This window comes from Neisseria sp. P0022.S009 (genome assembly GCF_051956675.1).
Classification (GTDB): Bacteria; Pseudomonadota; Gammaproteobacteria; order Burkholderiales; family Neisseriaceae; genus Neisseria.
In genome coordinates, this window is the sequence record NZ_JBQCXE010000006.1 from 119,450 (window position 1) to 135,942 (window position 16,493).

A 16,493-nucleotide genomic window follows, 5' to 3' on the forward strand; every position below is an offset into this window, starting at 1 on the left:
CAATTATTTAAAAGAACAAAAACATAAAAACTCATGACAGGGTAAAATACGTTACACAAAACCTATGACAGACAAAGGGATAATATGGAAACTCAAGCTTTAGAAAAAACTTTTGCTACACACGACGAATTTAACCGTAAGCCGATAGCCGAAAACATCATCAAGTTGCTGACATTGCCCATCGACCTTTCTCCTATGGTCATCGATGGTGGTTGGGGAACGGGCAAAACCGAATTTTGTCAAAAACTGATTCGGCTTATGCAGCAGCAACATCCCGATTACCAGCCCGTCTATATTGACGCCTTCCGTTCAGACCACAGCGGAGAGCCTTTGTTGGCATTACTTGCCGAAATCATCAAAGCCTGTACGCCTGAAGATACTGGCGAGCAGCCGTCTGAACAGCGCAAAAATATTACGAGGAAAGTCGCGAAAGCCGCAGGATTCGTGATGAAAACCGTTGCTAAGGCAGCGGTTGGTCATGTTCTAAAGCAAAATACAGACGATTTGGCAGAAGGATTACAACAGATAATAAATGACGGCCAAGATGCAGACAGTTTGGCCGAAACCGTAACCGATGCTGCTGCCACAATCGCTAGCCACACTATTGATGCAACCGTCGAAGCCTTGTTGAAAGAGCAAATCGAAGCGGAAAAAAATCTGGAAACGCTCAAAGCCTGCCTGAAAGAATTGGCAGCGGACAAACCGATTATCCTGTTTATCGACGAACTCGACCGCTGCCGTCCCGATTATGCGGTTGATATGCTGGAAGTTATCAAGCACGTTTTTGATATTGAAAACGTCGAAGTCGTGCTGGTTACGAATACCAAACAATTGCGCGCGGCGATTAATCATCGGTACGGAGCAGAGGTGGATGCGCACAAATATTTAGATAAGTTTTTGAAGTACAGCTTTGCTTTGCCAGAGAAGGTTGTAGCTCAATTTGAGGAAGAGCGGGCTTTGGTTTCAGTTAAATATTTCAAACAGTTGATACGAGAAAGTCGTATGGCAAGTGAACTACAAGGTTTAATTGAAGAACGCAATGTAAGAATAAATTTTATCAGCGATATGGTAGAGCGGAATAATTTATCGCTTAGGGAAACTGAACGATTAGTCCGATTTTTAGAGATATACCACTCTTTAAGTGGCGGACTAGGGAAGGACTTCATCTGGCAATATGTCTTGCTGCGTATTACGGGTGTATTTATCTTCTGCTTTTATCCGAATTTAATGGACGATATTAATAAAAATTGTGCTTATTCTAGAGATTTTGCACAAATATTTAATATTCAGTCGTTGTCGAATATTCCAAAAAATAGTTCAGGTGTTATTTATACAAGAACAAATGTAATTGCTATGATGCTAATTCTAAATAGCCAAATGGATACACATTTTAATAACTTTAATAATCTTCATAATCTGAGAGAGTGGCAGAAGTATATAAATGAGGCATTTCTTGATAATGGTGAGATTTTTCCTCCCGGAATGAATGGGGTTTTATCAATCCTGAAAGAAACTTTCCGAGTACTCAGTTTTGAGCAAACACCACAATAAAATTAAAGGCCGTCTAAAACCCAAGAAATCAGGTTTCAGACGGCCTTTAATCATTTTAATAAACCGATAATTTTCCTATCGAGGCCGTCTGAATTTCAATACGCCAAGCTCGGAGACAAAGCCGTTTAGGGGGATGTCGTAGGGTTCGGTCGGCAAGGTGTCGGTCAGTTGGCAGCCGAAGCCTACACCTAGGGTTTGGGTTTGCAGGCGGTATTTCGTGGCGGAGAGGGTGGCGTCGTAATAGCCGCCGGCTTGTCCGAGGCGGTAGCCGCGTTTGTCGATGCCGACGATGGGGACCAGCAGCAGGTTGAGTTGGTGGACGCGGATTTTTTTGCCGGTGAATTGGGGGACGTGCAATTTGGCGTAGCCGCGTTTGCGTTCTTGTTTGGCGTCGTCGGCAGGGTAAGGGGTGAACCACATCCGCCGCGTGTTCGGTTCGATATAGGGCAGGTAGAGTTTTGCGCCGCGTTTTTGTGCGGCACGGACAAAGCCGTCCAATCGCAATTCCTTGCCCATCGGCCAATACACGCCGATTTTCTGTCCTTTTTTGATGTAGGGCTTGAGCAGGCGGTTGATGGTTTCGGTGGCGGCGTTCCGCTCGTCGGCGCTCATTTGGGCGCGTGATCGGCGGAACTGTTTGCGTAGTGCCGATTTTTCGGGATTCCTCATTTTCAGACGGCCTTTCGGGATTGCGGTAGAATGTTGCGATTATAACGATTTTGTTAACATTCAAACAGGACGCACACGATGTGGCATATTGTCGCCATCGGCTATCTTTTTGTTGCCGTGATGTTTTCCGCCGCGCAGCCGAGTATTGCGCGCGCGTTGATTTATTTGGTCTTTTGGGCAGTGTTGCCCACTGTGTTTACGGTCTTTGTCGTGACCATCCGCCGCCGCAACCGCCTGATGAAACGGCAGGAGCAGGCGGAGTTTGAGGCGGCCCGCCAAAAGGCGGTACAGGCGGATGAAAAACAGGACGGGAAGGTATAAAATCCCTTTTCAGACGACCCCTTATCCGCTATAATCCGTCAGTTTTCCATTTCGGAAACACACTATTTTTTAAAACTTATGCCCACTTTCGCCGAAGGGTGCTTGACAATAGGCGCCGCCTATCAAGTTCTATGCGATTGAATGTGTGCTCTTTAACCCTTTCAAGGAAATAACATGTCTCAAATTACTATGCGTCAGATGATTGAAGCCGGTGTTCACTTCGGTCACCAAACCCGTTTCTGGAACCCGAAAATGGCCCAATACATTTTCGGTGCGCGCAACAAAATCCATATCGTAAACTTGGAAAAAACCCTGCCGATGTTCCAAGAGGCGCAAGAAGCCGTACGCCGTCTGGTTGCCAACAAAGGTACAGTATTGTTCGTAGGTACCAAACGCCAAGCCCGCGACATCATCCGCGAAGAAGCTACCCGCGCCGGTATGCCTTTTGTCGATCACCGTTGGTTGGGCGGCATGCTGACCAACTACAAAACCGTTAAGCAATCCATCAAACGCCTGGAAGAAAAAACCGCCGCTTTGGAAAACGCTGCCGAAGGCGGTTTCAACAAAAAAGAAATTCTGGAAATGCAACGCGACGTTGAAAAACTGGAACGTTCTTTGGGCGGTATCAAAAACATGAAAGGCCTGCCTGACGCGATTTTCGTTATCGATACCGGCTACCAAAAAGGTACTCTGGTTGAGGCTGAAAAACTGGGCATCCCTGTTATCGCCGTAGTCGATACCAACAACAGCCCTGACGGCGTGAAATACGTTATCCCTGGTAACGATGACTCCGCCAAAGCCATCCGCCTGTACTGCCGCGGCATCGCCGACGCAGTTTTGGAAGGCAAAAACCAAGCGCTGCAAGAAACTGTAGCCGCTGCCCAAGAAGCTGCTGCCGAGTAATTCGGTACACGGAAGAGGGGCGTTATGCCCCTTTTCTCAAATCCCGTTCTGAAATCCGTTTCAGACGGCCACTATTTCCAAACACGGCAAATGGCCGTGTTCCCAAAAATCTAGGAGATTCAAAATGGCAGAAATTACTGCAAAAATGGTTGCCGACCTGCGCGCCGCTACCGGCCTGGGCATGATGGAATGCAAAAAAGCCTTGGTTGAAGCCGAAGGCAACTTCGACAAAGCCGAAGAAATCCTGCGTATTAAATCCGGTGCGAAAGCCGGTAAACTGGCCGGCCGTACTGCTGCCGAAGGCGTATTGGCTTACGCGATCAACGGCAATGTCGGCGCATTGGTTGAAGTAAACTGCGAAACCGACTTCGTTGCTAAAGACGCCGGCTTCGTAGAATTTGCCAACTTCGTTGCGAAAACTGCTGCCGAGAAAAAACCGGCTACCGTTGAAGAACTGAGCGAACTGGTCGAAGCAGAACGTAAAGCCATTATCGCTAAATTGGGCGAAAACATGTCTGTTCGCCGCTTCCAAGTGATCGACACTGCCAACCAACTGGTTGCCTACATCCACGGTGCTTTGGCTACCGAAGGCGTATTGGTTGAGTACAAAGGCTCTGAAGACGTAGCACGCAAAATCGGTATGCACATCGTTGCCGCCAAACCTCAATGCGTATCCGAAGCCGAAGTAGATGCCGAAACCATCGAAAAAGAACGCCACATCTACACCGAGCAAGCCATTGCTTCCGGCAAACCTGCCGAAATCGCCGCTAAAATGGTTGAAGGCCGTATCCGTAAATTCTTGGCTGAAATCACTCTGAACGGCCAAGCATTCGTGATGAACCCTGACCAAACTGTTGCCCAATTCGCTAAAGAAAACGGCACTGAAGTGATCAGCTTCGTACGCTACAAAGTAGGCGACGGTATCGAGAAAGCCGTTGTTGACTACGCGGCCGAAGTTGCTGCCGCTGCTAAAGTGTAAGGCACTTATGAAAAAGAAAGCACCTAGATTCCAAACGAATCAGGGTGCTTTTTTTTGAGAAAACCGTTTACGGTACCTAATTTAAGACGGCCGAATATTCAGGCCGTCTGAAAACCAAAACAATAATAAACCGACACACCCTATCATTAATATTCCGACCGTTTGAAAATTCAGACGGCCCGGCCCCCGACCGACGACATTCAAGAAAGTAAGGTATCCCATGACACAGCAAATCAAATACAAACGCGTATTACTGAAACTCTCCGGCGAATCCCTGATGGGCTCTGATCCATTCGGCATCAATCACGATACCATCGTTCAAACTGTCGGCGAAATTGCCGAAATCGTGAGAATGGGCGTGCAAGTCGGTATCGTTGTCGGCGGCGGTAACATTTTCCGCGGCGTATCTGCACAAGCAGGCAGCATGGACCGCGCCACTGCCGACTACATGGGCATGATGGCGACCGTCATGAACGCCTTGGCGCTCAAAGACGCATTTGAAACTTTGGGCATCAAAGCGCGCGTACAATCCGCACTGTCTATGCAGCAAATCGCTGAAACTTACGCCCGCCCTAAAGCCATTCAATATTTGGAAGAAGGCAAAGTCGTGATTTTCGCCGCCGGTACCGGTAATCCGTTCTTCACGACCGACACTGCCGCCGCATTGCGCGGTGCGGAAATGAACTGCGACGTGATGCTCAAAGCCACCAATGTCGACGGCGTGTACACCGCAGACCCGAAAAAAGATCCATCAGCAACACGCTACGAAACCATTACTTTTGACGAAGCCTTGTTGAAAAACCTCAAAGTGATGGATGCCACCGCCTTCGCCCTCTGCCGAGAACGCAAGCTCAATATCGTGGTATTCGGCATTGCCAAAGAAGGCTCGCTCAAACGCGTGGTAACCGGTGAAAACGAAGGTACGCTGGTTCACTGCTAATCATTGAAAGGCCGTCTGAAACAGCCGAACGGGATACATTCGGCTTTCAGACGGCCTTTTATTTTCAGTCGGTTGCGTAGGCATTGGCTCATGGTTTGAAAAGGTTGAGAACTTGCTTGACCATAATGCCCAACCGACAATTCGATAGTAAAAGGATACCCCATGAATATCACCGTCTTGGCTGTCGGCACGAAAATGCCGCGTTGGGTCGATGAGGCCGTCGGCGAGTACGCCAAACGCTTCGGGCGCGATGTCAATTATGCGCTGAAAGAAATCAAGCCGGAAAAACGCGGCGCGGGTGTGAATGCGGCTCAGGGCATGGCGACTGAAGAAAAACGCCTGCTGGAAGCCATACCGCAGGGCGCGTTTTTGGTGGTATTGGACGAGCGCGGCAAAGCGCCGACTTCGGTCGAATTGGCGCAACATTTGAAAAGCTGGCAGCAAAACGGCGAACACGTCTGCTTTATTATCGGCGGCGCAGACGGCATGACCGACCGTTTGAAACAGCAGGCAAACATGATGATGCGCCTTTCCAGCCTGACCCTGCCGCACGGCATGGTGCGCGTTTTACTGACCGAGCAGCTTTATCGCGCCGTTTCGATTTTGAACAACCATCCTTATCATCGGGAATAATCCGCTTTGATTGCCGGGATAAGACGGCAATGCCGCCTTGTCGGTTTGAAAGGGAATAGGGCAAGTCGGTTTAAAGCGGGGCGAACCCGTTTTTCAGACGGCCTGATTTTTCCGCATGAATCCTTTATAATCGTTTCTTTGATAAATCAACATCTTTCGGGAGAACCCAAATGTCCGATTTCCGTCAAGACTTCCTCAAATTCGCTTTGGCACAAAACGTGTTGAAATTCGGCGAATTTACGACCAAGGCCGGCCGTCAGTCGCCTTATTTTTTCAATGCCGGTTTGTTCAATGACGGCGCATCGACTTTGCAGCTGGCGAAGTTTTATGCCGAAGCCATTATTGCCAGCGGCGTGAAGTTCGATATGCTGTTCGGCCCAGCCTATAAAGGCATTATTTTGGCGGCGGCAACAGCGATGATGTTGGCGGAAAAAGGCGTAAACGTACCGTTTGCCTACAACCGCAAAGAAGCCAAAGACCACGGCGAGGGCGGTGTGTTGGTGGGTGCGCCTTTGAAAGGCCGCGTGCTGATTATCGATGATGTGATTTCCGCCGGTACATCCGTGCGCGAATCGGTCAAACTGATTGAGGCCGAAGGCGCAACGCCTGCCGCAGTGGCCATTGCGCTCGACCGTATGGAAAAAGGTACGGGCGAATTGTCGGCGGTGCAGGAAGTGGAAAAACAATACGGCCTGCCGGTGGTTTCGATTGCCAACTTGAACGACTTGTTCACGCTCTTGCAAAACAATGCCGAATTTGGCGGCTTCTTCGAGCCGGTCAAAGCCTATCGCGAACGTTACGGCGCGGTTTAAACCATAACATCATGCTCAGGTCGTCTGAAACGTTTTTCAGACGGCCTGAAACATTGGCTAAAATATATTTTTGATTCAATACACTTACGGAAAATACTCATGCCTGCTTGTTCTTGTCCTCATTGTAAAACGCCGCATTGGGTGAAAGATGCCCAGTTGAACGTGGCGCAGGGTTTCGTGGTCTGCACGCGTTGTTCGGGGATGTTTAAGGCCAAGGATTATCTGTCGGGCAACCTGCCGGCCGATCCTGCCCATCTGCCTGTAGCGGTAACGGATGTGCGCCTCGTGCATAACATCGGCGCGCAAATCCTCAAGCATTCCAAACTTTCCCGTAAAGAAATTTCCGATTTGCTCAACAGCGCGCTTAAGGAAGAGCCTAAGGCGGAAGAGCAGGCGGCGGTCAAAACGCGCAAGGACGGTTTCAACTGGACGTTGGCATCGCTGATTGCGCTGACGGTTTTGATTATGCAACTCTTTTATCTTGCCCTGCTATGAGTGCCATCGCCCATTTTGTTGCCAGCTTTCGCGAAGCCGCGCCCTATATTCAATATTTGCGCGGCAAAACCATGGTGGTCGGCGTGACCGACAGCCTGTTGGAAGGCGAAACCTTGATTCGTTTGGCCGCAGATTTGAATCTGTTGGCCAGCTTGGGCTTGCGTTTGGTCTTGGTGCACGGTTTGCGGCATTTGCTCGACAAATTGGCTTCGGGTCGGAATTTTGTTCCGAAATACAGCGGCAGCCGACGGATTACCGATGAAGCGACCCTGATGGAAGTGAAGCAGGTGGCGGGGATTATCCGCAGCGATGTCGAAGCAGCTTTGTTCAGCAGCGTATCTGCGCAGCAACGGAGCAAGCCGCCGGTTATTGCGTGTGGCAACTTTATTACCGCCCGTCCGTTGGGTGTTATCGACGGCGTGGACATGGGCTATACCGGTACCGTCCGCAAAATCGACGCGGAAGAAATCCGTTTGCGTTTAGATGGCGGCGCGGTGGTGCTTATCAGTCCTTTGGGACATTCGTACAGCGGCAAAACCTTTAATCTGAGTATGTGTGAAACCGCGCAGGAAGTGGCCATGGCTTTGCAGGCGGAGAAGCTGGTTTTTTTGACCGAAGAAGCCGGTATCCGCCGTGCCGATGGTTCGTTGGCCAATACGTTGTCTGTCGGCGAAGTGCAGGAATTGGTGCGCGGCAATCCCGATGCGCCGGTTGATTTGCTCCATGCGGCAGTGTGCGCACTGGAAAACGGCGTATCGCGGGTGCAGATTCTCAACGGCCGCGAGGACGGCAGCCTGCTGCGCGAGCTGTTTACCCGCGAGGGCAGCGGTACCTCTATTGCCCGTGAGCCGTTTGTTTCCATCCGTCAGGCACGCAGCGACGACATTCCGCACATCATCGCCTTAATCCGTCCGTTGGCGGAACAAGGCATCTTGTTACACCGCAGCCGCGAGTATTTGGAAAACCATATTTCTAGTTTTTCCGTATTGGAACACGATCAAAACATTTACGGCTGCGTGGCGCTGAAAACCTTTGCCGAGCCGGACTGCGGCGAATTGGCCTGCCTGGTGGTGTCGCCCGAAGCGCGTGACGGCGGCTACGGCGAATTGCTGTTGGAACATTTATTCCAAAAAGCGCGCGCCTTGAATATCAAAACGCTTTTCGCCTTATCCACGCACACGGGCGAATGGTTTGTCGAACGGGGCTTTCAGACGGCCTCGGCCGATGATCTGCCTGCCGAACGCCGGCAGGAATACAATGCCAACGGCCGCAATTCCAAAGTATTTGTTTATGACTTGCAGGCCGTCTGAAAGCTTCAATCCTATTATCCGTTTTTAAACATCACTCAAATCTTATGTTGAAAATCATCTCTGCCAACGTCAACGGCATCCGCTCCGCCTATAAAAAAGGTTTTTACGAATACATCGCCGCATCGGGCGCGGACATTGTCTGCGTGCAGGAACTGAAAGCTCAAGAAGCCGATCTGTCGGACGATATGAAAAATCCGCACGGTATGCACGGCTACTGGCATTGCGCCGAAAAGCGCGGTTACAGCGGCGTGGCGGTGTACAGCAAACGCAAACCCGACAATGTGCAAATCGGCATGGGCATTGAAGAATTTGACAGGGAAGGCCGTTTTGTCCGTTGCGATTTCGGCAAGTTGTCGGTAATTTCGCTGTATCTGCCCAGCGGCAGCAGCGCGGAAGAGCGCCAACAAGTGAAATACCGCTTTTTGGACGCGTTCTATCCCATGCTCGAAGCCATGAAAAACGAAGGACGCGACATCGTTGTCTGCGGTGACTGGAATATTGCCCACCAAAACATCGACTTGAAAAACTGGAAGGGCAATCAGAAAAATTCGGGCTTTTTGCCTGAAGAACGCGAATGGATAGGCAAAGTCATCCACAAGCTCGGCTGGACGGATATGTGGCGCACACTTTATCCCGATGTGCCGGGCTATACTTGGTGGAGCAACCGCGGACAAGCGTACGCGAAAGATGTCGGGTGGCGTATCGATTATCAGATGGTTACGCCGGAGTTGGCCGCCAAAGCCGTTTCCGCACATGTTTATAAAGATGAAAAATTCTCGGATCACGCCCCTTTAGTTGTGGAGTATGACTATGTTGCCGAATAAGTTTTTTGGTAAGTACGACTGGAATATAAACAGTAAAACCGGCGTAGGTGCGGTTTGGGTTGTGGCGGCATTTGTGCTGCCCATGCTGGTGTGGGCAATATTTATGCTGGCGCGGATGTCCGGCTGGGTTGCGCCGACCAAGGCCAATCCGACATGGGCGTTGGTGTGGCTGCTGTTTTCACTGCCTTGCCTGCTGATTGCGGCTAAATGCTTTGCTTGGAAGGGCTGGCGGCTGATTGCCAACATCGTACTGTGTCTGGCGACTTGTGCCATCCTCAGCGTGCCTGCCGCATTGCTGATTGCATTTACACTCAACGACTTGCTCAAATAGGCCGTCTGAAAATGCAGAGCTTCGAACTCGAAGAAATGGCGCTGTTTCTGATACGCGATGCGGATGAAGCAGAAATGTGGATAGACCGCTGGGCGGTCAGCTATCCGATTGTCTACACTGCCGAAGCCGATAATCGGCAAACCGTTTCCGAATGGCAACACGCCATTCAGACGGCCTTCGACCATATCGTCAGCAGAAATATTGCCGTCGTGGCTCATGGTGTTGGTGTGTCCGCATTTTTGGCATGGCTGTATCAAGCCGACATCCTGACGCAAAAACGCCTGACCAATATTATTTTGGTCTCGCCGAGTCCCGAAGCTTTTCCCGAAGACGAAATCCATACGTTCCAACGCGTCCGTTGCCCTTGCCGTACGGCGTTGGTCATCGCCGAAACAAACGGCACACCACGCGATTGGGCGCAAGAACAGGCCGACCGCTGGCAGGCGCGCCTGCTCCAATCGCCGCATTCCGGCCAGTTAAACGGCGCGCTCGGCGGCTGGCAATGGGGCATGAAGCTGATGCAGGAAATGCTGTTAAGTAAGTAGTGTAGCAGTATCTATTAATATTAATAAACGAAGGCCGTCTGAAACCGATATGTGTTTCAGACGGCCTTTGTTTGCAAATATCATGTTAAATATAATTAAAAGAAACTATTCTCATTTCTTTTATGAAGCAATATAATTCGGTTGTTTCGTTAAATTGAGTATAAAAATGCAAATACCATTTCATTTGGCTTTATTACCCACGCTGATTATCGCTTCCTTCCCTGTTGCTGCCGCCGATACGCAGGATAATGGCGAACATTACACCGCCACGCTGCCCACCGTTTCCGTGGTCGGACAGTCCGACACCAGCGTACTCAAAGGCTACATCAACTACGACGAAGCCGCCGTTACCCGCAACGGACAGCTCATCAAAGAAACGCCGCAAACCGTCGATACGCTCAATATCCAGAAAAACAAAAACTACGGCACGAACGATTTGAGTTCCATCCTCGAAGGCAACGCCGGCATCGACGCTGCCTACGATATGCGCGGCGAAAGCATTTTCCTGCGCGGTTTTCAAGCCGACGCCTCCGATATTTACCGCGACGGCGTGCGCGAGAGCGGACAGGTCCGCCGCAGTACCGCCAACATCGAGCGCGTAGAAATCCTGAAAGGCCCGTCTTCCGTGCTTTACGGCCGCACCAACGGCGGCGGCGTCATCAATATGGTCAGCAAATACGCCAACTTCAAACAAAGCCGCAACATCGGTGCGGTTTACGGCTCGTGGGCAAACCGCAGCCTGAATATGGACATCAACGAAGTGCTGAACAAAAACGTCGCCATCCGCCTCACCGGCGAAGTCGGGCGCGCCAATTCGTTCCGCAGCGGCATAGACAGCAAAAACGTCATGGTTTCGCCCAGCATTACCGTCAAACTCGACAACGGCTTGAAGTGGACGGGACAATACACCTACGACAATGTGGAGCGCACGCCCGACCGCAGCCCGACCAAGTCCGTGTACGATCGCTTCGGACTGCCTTACCGCATGGGTTTCGCCCACCCGAACGATTTTGTCAAAGACAAGCTGCAAGTTTGGCGTTCCGACCTCGAATACGCCTTCAACGACAAATGGCGCGCCCAATGGCAGCTCGCCCACCGTACGGCGGCGCAGGATTTCGACCATTTCTATGCAGGCAGCGAAAACGGCAGCTTAATCAAACGCAATTACGCTTGGCAGCAGACCGACAACAAAACCCTGTCGTCCAACTTCACACTCAACGGCGACTACAACATCGGGCGTTTTGAAAACCACCTGACCGTAGGCATGGACTACAGCCGCGAACACCGCAACCCGACCTTGGGTTACAGCCGCGCCTTCTCCGTCTCCATCGACCCCTACGACCGCGCAAGCTGGCCGGCTTCGGGCAGATTGCAGCCTATCCTGACCCAAAATCGCCACAAAGCCGACTCCTACGGCATTTTCGTGCAAAACATCTTCTCCGCTACGCCCGATTTGAAATTCGTCCTTGGCGGCCGTTACGACAAATACACCTTTAATTCCGAAAACAAACTCACCGGCAGCAGCCGCCAATACAGCGGCCATTCATTCAGCCCCAATATCGGCGCAGTGTGGAACGTAACGCCTGCCCACACACTCTACGCCTCATATAACAAAGGCTTCGCGCCTTATGGCGGACGCGGCGGTTATTTGAGTATCGACACTTCGTCTGCCGCCGTGTTCAACGCCGACCCCGAGTACACCCGCCAATACGAAACCGGTGTCAAAAGCAGTTGGCTGGACGACCGCCTCAGCACTACATTGTCCGCCTACCAAATCGAACGCTTCAATATCCGCTACCGTCCCGACGCGCAAAATGATCCCTACACTTGGGCTGTCGGCGGCAAACACCGTTCGCGCGGCGTAGAGCTGTCCGCCATCGGACAAATCATCCCCAAAAAACTTTATCTGCGCGGATCGTTGGGCGTGATGCAGGCAAAAGTGGTTGAAGACAAGGAAAATCCCGACCGAGTGGGCATCCATTTGGACAATACCAGCAACGTTACCGGCAACCTGTTCTTCCGTTACACGCCGACCGAAAACCTCTACGGCGAAATCGGCGTAACCGGTACGGGCAAACGCTACGGCTACGACTCAAGAAACAAAGAAGTGACCACGCTTCCCGGCTTTGCCCGAGTTGATGCCATGCTCGGCTGGAACCATAAAAACGTCAACGTTACCTTTGCCGCAGCCAATCTGCTCAATCAAAAATATTGGCGTTCGGACGCCATGCCGGGTAATCCGCGCGGCTATACTGCCCGGGTAAATTACCGTTTCTGATGAAACCAGGCAAAGGCCGTCTGAAAATAAGGCTATGATCTAAGCCATATTTCAGACGGCCTTTATAAAGGTTGAAATAAAACTAAACACATTTTTTCACTCAAATCGAACACACCTCCAACAAAATGCCATAAAATCCGCCCATTGATTTGAATGTAAAGAGATACCTATGAAACTGAAAACCTTAGCCTTGACTTCATTAACCCTGTTGGCATTGGCCGCTTGCGGCAAACAGGCGGAAACCAGCGTTCCGGCAGACAGCGCCCAAAGCAGTGCATCCGCTCCGGCAGCCCCTGCCGCATTGACCGAAGGTGTCAATTACACCGTCTTGTCCAACCCGATTCCGCAACAGCAGGCCGGCAAAATCGAAGTATTGGAATTCTTCGGCTACTTCTGCCCGCATTGCGCCCATCTTGAGCCGGTCTTGAGCGAACACATCAAAACGTTTAAAGACGATACCTATATGCGCCGGGAGCATGTCGTTTGGGGTGATGAAATGAAACCTTTGGCACGTTTGGCCGCTGCAGTGGAAATGGCCGGTGAATCAGATAAAGCCAACAGCCATATTTTCGATGCGATGGTTAACCAAAAAATTAACTTGGCCGATACCGATACCCTGAAAAAATGGTTGTCCGAGCAAACCGCGTTTGACGGCAAAAAAGTATTGGCTGCATTTGAAGCGCCCGAAAGCCAAGCGCGTGCGGCTCAAATGGAAGAGTTGACCAATAAATTCCAAATCAGCGGCACACCGACCGTTATTGTCGGCGGCAAATACCAAGTCGAATTTAAAGACTGGCAGTCCGGCATGACCACGATTGACCAACTGGTGGACAAAGTACGCGAAGAGCAGAAAAAGCCGCAATAAGTTGAGGATTGAATGAGCAAGGATTTCGCGCTCCTTCCACTTCGTTTTCCTTTACTATGCTGAAAGATCCAAACAATGTGTGATTACTGTTCTGACCTGCGACCTACCGTTCGTATCAGGGTTCCGAAAGAATTATCGCAAATGTTACTGCGAGCCTCTGATCGTTTAGCAGACGGCACGCTCATCGACATTACCCCAGCCTACGCCAAAGTTTATGGTCCCAGCCTTGATTTTGCTAAAACCATTGCCAATAGCGGTTACATTACCCATACTGATTCTCAGGGTAATCGTGACATATATGGTTGGAACGATTTCGTGGTACATTATTTTCAATGTACGCACTGCAATGCCGTTTTCAGTCTTGGTGCCGAAACCTACCATGGTAGTGGTGGCCAATGGGAAATGTTGGAAGAGGCATCGGTACGCTATGAAAATCCTTAAAAGGAATAGATTTCATAGTTATATGTGAATAGTAATTCTTGCTAGAGTAAAAATAAAAACGCCGTCTGAAACTTTTCAGACGGCGTTTTCTGTCAAATCAGCTTACAAACCTGGGAACATGCCTTTCATTCCCTTCATGCCTTTGGCCAAGCGCATCAGTTTGCCCAAACCGTTGCCGCTGAACATCTTCATCATTTGTTGCATTTGTTCAAACTGTTTGAGCAATTTGTTCACTTCCTGCACGGTCGTACCCGCACCCATTGCAATACGGCGTTTGCGGCTGGCTTTGAGCAGGGCAGGGTTGGCGCGTTCTTTAGGGGTCATCGAGTTGATGATGGCTTCTACTTTACCCATCGCTTTTTCAGCCGTACCTTCGGGGATTTGTTTCGATATTTGACCCAGTTCGCCCGGCATTTTCGACATCAGGTTTTCCAAGCCGCCCATATTGCGCATCTGCTGGATTTGTTCTTTAAAGTCGTTGAGGTCGAAGCCTTTGCCTTTTTGCAGCTTTTTCGCCATTTTGGCGGCGGCTTCTTCATCAATACCTTTTTGAACGTCTTCAATCAGGGTCAATACGTCGCCCATACCGAGGATACGGCTGGCAAGACGGTCGGGATGGAAAGGCTCAAGGCCGTTGATTTTCTCGCCGACACCGATAAATTTAATCGGTTTGCCGGTTACATGGCGTACGGACAATGCCGCACCGCCGCGCGAGTCGCCGTCCATCTTGGTCAATACAACACCGGTTAGCGGCAGGGCTTCATTAAATGCCTGAGCAGTGTTCACTGCATCCTGACCCAGCATGGCATCGATGACGAACAAAGTTTCAACCGGGTTGACCGCAGCATGAAGCGCTTTGATTTCGTTCATCATCTCTTCATCGATTGCCAGACGGCCGGCGGTATCGACCATCAAGACATCGTAAAAATGTTTTTTGGCGTAATCAACGGCGGCAGTCGCAATTTCAACCGGTTTTTGGTTGGTATCGGACGGGAAAAAGTCCACACCGACCTGTTCGGCCAACAGACGCAGCTGTTCAATCGCGGCAGGGCGGTAAACGTCGGCAGATACCACCAAAACTTTTTTCTTCTGATCGTTTTTCAGCAGGCGGGCGAGCTTGCCGACGGTTGTTGTCTTACCGGCACCCTGCAAACCGGCCATCAAAACGATGGCAGGCGGTGAAACCGATAAATCCAGCGTTTTGTTTTCCTTGCCCATCAATTCGATCAAGGCTTGGTTGACCACGCCGATAAAGGCTTGGTCAGGCGTCAGGCTGCCGACGACTTCTTGACCGAGGGCCTGTTCTTTGACTGTGTTGACGAATTCTTTAACGACGGGCAATGCAACGTCGGCTTCCAGCAGGGCAAGACGAACCTCGCGCAAGGCTTCTTTAATATTGTCTTCGGTCAGCGTTGATTGGCCGCGAATATTTTTAAGTACCTTGCTGAAGCGGTTGGTCAGGTTGTCTAACATACTTATCCTTGATAATGAGAATAGCTGCCCAATACAGGGCATTCTTTGTTAAAATAAAATTGGGATTATTTTACACGATAGTCCGAAGTTATGCTTCAAGAACACAAACACGCACAGGCCGTCTGAAACCCTGCCGGCCGTACGTCAAGTGTTCATAGTATCTATTGAGAAAGATATTTATGCCGATTGTCTTAATTTGCCTGATGCTGGTATATGCCGGATTGGGCGCATTTTCCTGGTTGCAACATAAAAAGCACAATAATAAATCTTACCCGCTGAAAATCGAGCTGCTGATTTTGAGCGGCGCATTATTGGTACATGGCGCAGCATTGATGTTCCCGGTATTGCAGGATAGGGTATTGATTACCGGTTTCGGCTATTCGCTCAGTCTGATAGTCTGGCTGATGCTGATGATGTACTGCTTGGGCAGCTTCTTTTATTGTCTGCGCGGAGTGCAACTCTTATTGTATCCCTGTGCCGCATTAACCTTATTGCTGGGTTTCCTTTTCCCGGGAGATTTCACAGGCCGTCAAATCGTAGACTTATTGCCGCTGTCGCACATTGCATCATCATTGCTTGCATACGGACTATTTGGCATCGTTACCTTATTTGCCATCCTAATCCTTTTAATCAACCGCAATCTGCACAAACGCCGTTTTTCCGCATTGGTCAGCTTCTTGCCGCCTTTATTGAGTTTGGAGAAACTCATGTTCCAAGGTATTTGGGCAGGTTTCATTTTATTGACCTATTCCGTTATCAGCGGTACGTTTTTTGCAGAAGCCGTTTTCGGCAAACCCATGACCTTCACGCATAAAACCATCTTCAGTATTATGTCGTGGCTGATTTATGGCGCATTATTGTTGAAACACAGCATGACCGCATGGCGGGGTAAAAAAGCCGCCGTTTGGACCATTGTTGGATTTGTCAGTCTGATTTTTGCCTATATAGGCAGTAAATTTGTCTTAGAAATTATCCTGCACCGTATTGGATAAATGGAAAACCTCAAAAAGGCCGTCTGAAATACTCTTTCAGACGGCCTTAGTATTGAACCGGGTTGGATATAGGACGCGAATAGGGAAGATTTGAGGTGTTTTGAGAAAAATAAAAACCCTGTTAAAACAGG

General features: G+C 50.1%; 18 protein-coding genes. 16 read left to right on the forward strand and 2 right to left on the reverse strand.

Annotated features, from left to right (window positions below):
• The first annotated feature begins 84 nt into the window (after window positions 1–84).
• Window positions 85–1,551 carry a KAP family P-loop NTPase fold protein gene (locus tag ACTHUG_RS09285; RefSeq protein WP_440386557.1) on the forward strand — a complete coding sequence of 489 codons (1,467 nt, stop codon included), beginning with the start codon at window positions 85–87 and terminating at the stop codon, window positions 1,549–1,551.
• A gap of 75 nt (window positions 1,552–1,626) precedes the next feature.
• Here the strand turns inward: ACTHUG_RS09285 and ACTHUG_RS09290 are convergent, their stop codons facing one another.
• Window positions 1,627–2,220, reverse strand: coding sequence for a 5-formyltetrahydrofolate cyclo-ligase (locus ACTHUG_RS09290; RefSeq protein ID WP_440386556.1), 594 nt, complete (start codon window positions 2,218–2,220; stop codon window positions 1,627–1,629).
• 78 nt (window positions 2,221–2,298) lie between these two features.
• Between ACTHUG_RS09290 and ACTHUG_RS09295 the strand changes: the two genes are divergently transcribed.
• The 14 genes from ACTHUG_RS09295 to ACTHUG_RS09360 all read left to right on the forward strand — a co-directional run bounded on the left by ACTHUG_RS09295 (window position 2,299) and on the right by ACTHUG_RS09360 (window position 13,897).
• Window positions 2,299–2,541: a hypothetical protein gene (locus ACTHUG_RS09295; protein WP_063076190.1), complete on the forward strand. Its 243-nt coding sequence runs from the start codon at window positions 2,299–2,301 to the stop codon at window positions 2,539–2,541.
• Window positions 2,542–2,715: 174 nt separating this feature from the next.
• Window positions 2,716–3,444: a 30S ribosomal protein S2 gene (gene rpsB / locus ACTHUG_RS09300; protein WP_002258397.1), complete on the forward strand. Its 729-nt coding sequence runs from the start codon at window positions 2,716–2,718 to the stop codon at window positions 3,442–3,444.
• A gap of 124 nt (window positions 3,445–3,568) precedes the next feature.
• Complete coding sequence (gene tsf, locus ACTHUG_RS09305; protein ID WP_036493709.1) at window positions 3,569–4,423, forward strand: translation elongation factor Ts; 855 nt, start codon at window positions 3,569–3,571, stop codon at window positions 4,421–4,423.
• 220 nt (window positions 4,424–4,643) lie between these two features.
• The gene (pyrH, locus tag ACTHUG_RS09310) at window positions 4,644–5,363 is read left to right on the forward strand and encodes a UMP kinase (RefSeq protein WP_003708812.1); all 720 of its coding nucleotides are present in this window, start codon (window positions 4,644–4,646) and stop codon (window positions 5,361–5,363) included.
• A gap of 162 nt (window positions 5,364–5,525) precedes the next feature.
• The gene (rlmH, locus tag ACTHUG_RS09315) at window positions 5,526–5,996 is read left to right on the forward strand and encodes a 23S rRNA (pseudouridine(1915)-N(3))-methyltransferase RlmH (protein ID WP_440386555.1); all 471 of its coding nucleotides are present in this window, start codon (window positions 5,526–5,528) and stop codon (window positions 5,994–5,996) included.
• 170 nt (window positions 5,997–6,166) lie between these two features.
• On the forward strand, window positions 6,167–6,808 hold the full coding sequence (gene pyrE / locus ACTHUG_RS09320; protein WP_003682682.1) for an orotate phosphoribosyltransferase: 642 nt from the start codon (window positions 6,167–6,169) through the stop codon (window positions 6,806–6,808).
• Between the two features lie 99 nt (window positions 6,809–6,907).
• A complete protein-coding gene (locus tag ACTHUG_RS09325) occupies window positions 6,908–7,303 on the forward strand; it encodes an MJ0042-type zinc finger domain-containing protein (protein WP_039862294.1) in 396 nt (131 codons plus the stop codon).
• On the forward strand, window positions 7,300–8,613 hold the full coding sequence (argA, locus tag ACTHUG_RS09330) for an amino-acid N-acetyltransferase (protein ID WP_440386554.1): 1,314 nt from the start codon (window positions 7,300–7,302) through the stop codon (window positions 8,611–8,613). Before ACTHUG_RS09325 ends, argA begins: the two co-directional genes overlap by 4 nt.
• Before the next feature lie 44 nt (window positions 8,614–8,657).
• On the forward strand, window positions 8,658–9,437 hold the full coding sequence (locus ACTHUG_RS09335) for an exodeoxyribonuclease III (protein ID WP_003684015.1): 780 nt from the start codon (window positions 8,658–8,660) through the stop codon (window positions 9,435–9,437).
• Window positions 9,424–9,768 carry a hypothetical protein gene (locus tag ACTHUG_RS09340; RefSeq protein WP_003749424.1) on the forward strand — a complete coding sequence of 115 codons (345 nt, stop codon included), beginning with the start codon at window positions 9,424–9,426 and terminating at the stop codon, window positions 9,766–9,768. The genes ACTHUG_RS09335 and ACTHUG_RS09340 overlap by 14 nt, the downstream gene beginning before the upstream one ends.
• Window positions 9,769–9,779: 11 nt before the next feature.
• Window positions 9,780–10,313: an alpha/beta hydrolase gene (locus ACTHUG_RS09345; protein ID WP_440386553.1), complete on the forward strand. Its 534-nt coding sequence runs from the start codon at window positions 9,780–9,782 to the stop codon at window positions 10,311–10,313.
• A 166-nt stretch (window positions 10,314–10,479) separates the two neighbouring features.
• A complete protein-coding gene (locus ACTHUG_RS09350) occupies window positions 10,480–12,591 on the forward strand; it encodes a TonB-dependent receptor (RefSeq protein WP_440386552.1) in 2,112 nt (703 codons plus the stop codon).
• Window positions 12,592–12,760: 169 nt separating this feature from the next.
• Complete coding sequence (locus ACTHUG_RS09355) at window positions 12,761–13,456, forward strand: thiol:disulfide interchange protein DsbA/DsbL (RefSeq protein ID WP_070838807.1); 696 nt, start codon at window positions 12,761–12,763, stop codon at window positions 13,454–13,456.
• A gap of 141 nt (window positions 13,457–13,597) precedes the next feature.
• Window positions 13,598–13,897, forward strand: coding sequence for a hypothetical protein (locus ACTHUG_RS09360; protein WP_079453970.1), 300 nt, complete (start codon window positions 13,598–13,600; stop codon window positions 13,895–13,897).
• Between the two features lie 102 nt (window positions 13,898–13,999).
• Here the strand turns inward: ACTHUG_RS09360 and ffh are convergent, their stop codons facing one another.
• On the reverse strand, window positions 14,000–15,370 hold the full coding sequence (gene ffh, locus ACTHUG_RS09365) for a signal recognition particle protein (protein ID WP_004520277.1): 1,371 nt from the start codon (window positions 15,368–15,370) through the stop codon (window positions 14,000–14,002).
• 179 nt (window positions 15,371–15,549) lie between these two features.
• On the opposite strand from ffh, the gene ACTHUG_RS09370 reads away from it, so the two are divergent.
• Window positions 15,550–16,362 carry a cytochrome C assembly family protein gene (locus tag ACTHUG_RS09370; protein WP_049348541.1) on the forward strand — a complete coding sequence of 271 codons (813 nt, stop codon included), beginning with the start codon at window positions 15,550–15,552 and terminating at the stop codon, window positions 16,360–16,362.
• The last annotated feature ends 131 nt before the right edge of the window (window positions 16,363–16,493 follow it).

Coding starts and splice junctions, on each gene's coding strand:
- ACTHUG_RS09325 (WP_039862294.1), top strand. CDS start 6,908: ATGCCTGCTTGTTCTTGTCCTCATTGTAAAACGCCGCATTGGGTGAAA.
- ACTHUG_RS09290 (WP_440386556.1), bottom strand. CDS start 2,220: ATGAGGAATCCCGAAAAATCGGCACTACGCAAACAGTTCCGCCGATCA.
- pyrH (WP_003708812.1), top strand. CDS start 4,644: ATGACACAGCAAATCAAATACAAACGCGTATTACTGAAACTCTCCGGC.
- rlmH (WP_440386555.1), top strand. CDS start 5,526: ATGAATATCACCGTCTTGGCTGTCGGCACGAAAATGCCGCGTTGGGTC.
- ACTHUG_RS09295 (WP_063076190.1), top strand. CDS start 2,299: ATGTGGCATATTGTCGCCATCGGCTATCTTTTTGTTGCCGTGATGTTT.
- rpsB (WP_002258397.1), top strand. CDS start 2,716: ATGTCTCAAATTACTATGCGTCAGATGATTGAAGCCGGTGTTCACTTC.
- ACTHUG_RS09370 (WP_049348541.1), top strand. CDS start 15,550: ATGCCGATTGTCTTAATTTGCCTGATGCTGGTATATGCCGGATTGGGC.
- ACTHUG_RS09355 (WP_070838807.1), top strand. CDS start 12,761: ATGAAACTGAAAACCTTAGCCTTGACTTCATTAACCCTGTTGGCATTG.
- ACTHUG_RS09335 (WP_003684015.1), top strand. CDS start 8,658: ATGTTGAAAATCATCTCTGCCAACGTCAACGGCATCCGCTCCGCCTAT.
- tsf (WP_036493709.1), top strand. CDS start 3,569: ATGGCAGAAATTACTGCAAAAATGGTTGCCGACCTGCGCGCCGCTACC.
- pyrE (WP_003682682.1), top strand. CDS start 6,167: ATGTCCGATTTCCGTCAAGACTTCCTCAAATTCGCTTTGGCACAAAAC.
- ACTHUG_RS09350 (WP_440386552.1), top strand. CDS start 10,480: ATGCAAATACCATTTCATTTGGCTTTATTACCCACGCTGATTATCGCT.
- argA (WP_440386554.1), top strand. CDS start 7,300: ATGAGTGCCATCGCCCATTTTGTTGCCAGCTTTCGCGAAGCCGCGCCC.
- ACTHUG_RS09285 (WP_440386557.1), top strand. CDS start 85: ATGGAAACTCAAGCTTTAGAAAAAACTTTTGCTACACACGACGAATTT.
- ACTHUG_RS09360 (WP_079453970.1), top strand. CDS start 13,598: ATGTTACTGCGAGCCTCTGATCGTTTAGCAGACGGCACGCTCATCGAC.
- ffh (WP_004520277.1), bottom strand. CDS start 15,370: ATGTTAGACAACCTGACCAACCGCTTCAGCAAGGTACTTAAAAATATT.
- ACTHUG_RS09345 (WP_440386553.1), top strand. CDS start 9,780: ATGCAGAGCTTCGAACTCGAAGAAATGGCGCTGTTTCTGATACGCGAT.
- ACTHUG_RS09340 (WP_003749424.1), top strand. CDS start 9,424: ATGTTGCCGAATAAGTTTTTTGGTAAGTACGACTGGAATATAAACAGT.